At 58.1% G+C, this 1,913-nt stretch carries 1 rRNA gene; it reads left to right on the top strand.

Annotated elements, in window-relative coordinates:
- Positions 1–196: 196 nt before the first annotated feature.
- A 23S ribosomal RNA gene (locus Q0840_RS18950) occupies positions 197–1,913 on the top strand; the annotation flags it as partial.

Consider the following 1,913-nt stretch of genomic DNA (forward strand, 5'->3'; position numbering starts at 1 on the left):
GGGGTGGGAACGGGTTGTGGGTGGTGCGGGGTGGGTGGTGGCACACTGTTGGGTCCTGAGGGAGTGGGCGTGAGCCGGCTTCTTCTGCGCGGACCACCGGAAAGGCGCTCGCTTCGCGGGTGTTGGGATGGTGGGGTCGCCCGTAGCTTGAGAACTGCACAGTGGACGCGAGCATCTTTATTTTCTTGTCTTTGTGGTTGAAGTTTTTAAGGGCACAGGGTGGATGCCTTGGCACTAGGAGCCGAAGAAGGACGTTGTAGCCTGCGATAAGCCTCGGGGAGTTGGCAAACGAACTGTGATCCGAGGATGTCCGAATGGGGGAACCCCGCCACAGTCATGTGTGGTGACCCGCACCTGAATATATAGGGTGTGTGGAGGGAACGTCGGGAAGTGAAACATCTCAGTACCGACAGGAAGAGATATTCCGTGAGTAGTGGCGAGCGAAAGCGGATGAGGCCAAACCGTCCTCGTGTGATAGCCGGCAGGCGTTGCGTGGGCGGGGTTGTGGGACCTTTCAGCTGGGTCTGCCGATCTAGCAGGGAGTCAGAAAGTCGTGTCATAGTCGAAGGGTCTTGAAAGGCCCGGCACAGAGGGTGTGACCCCCGTAGACGAAATGGTGCGGCCTCCCGAAGGGGATCCCAAGTAGCACGGGGCCCGAGAAATCCCGTGTGAATCTGGCAAGACCACTTGCTAAGCCTAAATACTACCTAGTGACCGATAGCGGACAAGTACCGTGAGGGAAAGGTGAAAAGTACCCCGGGAGGGGAGTGAAATAGTACCTGAAACCGTGTGCCTACAATCCGTTGGAGCCTCCTTAGCAGGGGTGACAGCGTGCCTTTTGAAGAATGAGCCTGCGAGTTAGTGGTACGTGGCGAGGTTAACCCGTGTGGGGAAGCCGTAGCGAAAGCGAGTCCGAATAGGGCGTTTGAGTCGCGTGCTCTAGACCCGAAGCGAAGTGATCTAGCCATGGGCAGGTTGAAGCGCGGGTAAGACCGCGTGGAGGACCGAACCCACTTGGGTTGAAAACCGAGGGGATGACCTGTGGTTAGGGGTGAAAGGCCAATCAAACTTCGTGATAGCTGGTTCTCCCCGAAATGCATTTAGGTGCAGCGTCACGTGTTTCTTGCCGGAGGTAGAGCTACTGGATAGCCGATGGGCCCTACAAGGTTACTGACGTTAGCCAAACTCCGAATGCCGGTAAGTGAGAGCGTGGCAGTGAGACTGCGGGGGATAAGCTCCGTAGTCGAGAGGGAAACAGCCCAGACCACCAGCTAAGGCCCCTAAGCGTATGCTAAGTGGGAAAGGATGTGGAGTTGCACAGACAACCAGGAGGTTGGCTTAGAAGCAGCCACCCTTGAAAGAGTGCGTAATAGCTCACTGGTCAAGTGATTCCGCGCCGACAATGTAGCGGGGCTCAAGCATACCGCCGAAGCTGTGGCATTCACACGTGTACTTAGCCTTCGTGGTTCAGGTGTGTGGATGGGTAGGGGAGCGTCGTGTGGCGAGTGAAGTCGCGGGGTGACCCAGCGGTGGACGCCACACGAGTGAGAATGCAGGCATGAGTAGCGAAAGACGGGTGAGAAACCCGTCCGCCGAATGACCAAGGGTTCCAGGGCCAGGCTAATCCGCCCTGGGTAAGTCGGGACCTAAGGCGAGGCCGACAGGCGTAGTCGATGGACAACGGGTTGATATTCCCGTACCGGCGAAGAACCGCCCATACCGAGCCCGGTGATGCTAAACGCCCAAAGCTGCCCATCGTCCCTTCGGGGGCACCGGGTGGTGGCGCGCGTGACCCGAACCGGTAGTAGGTAAGCGTATTAACAGGGGTGACGCAGGAAGGTAGCCTCCGCGTGGCGATGGTAGACCACGTCCAAGGTTGTAGGGCGAGGGGTAGGCAAATCCGCCCCTCTTGA

The sequence above is a fragment of the uncultured Cellulomonas sp. genome (genome assembly GCF_947494015.1).
Taxonomy (GTDB): Bacteria; Actinomycetota; Actinomycetes; order Actinomycetales; family Cellulomonadaceae; genus Pengzhenrongella.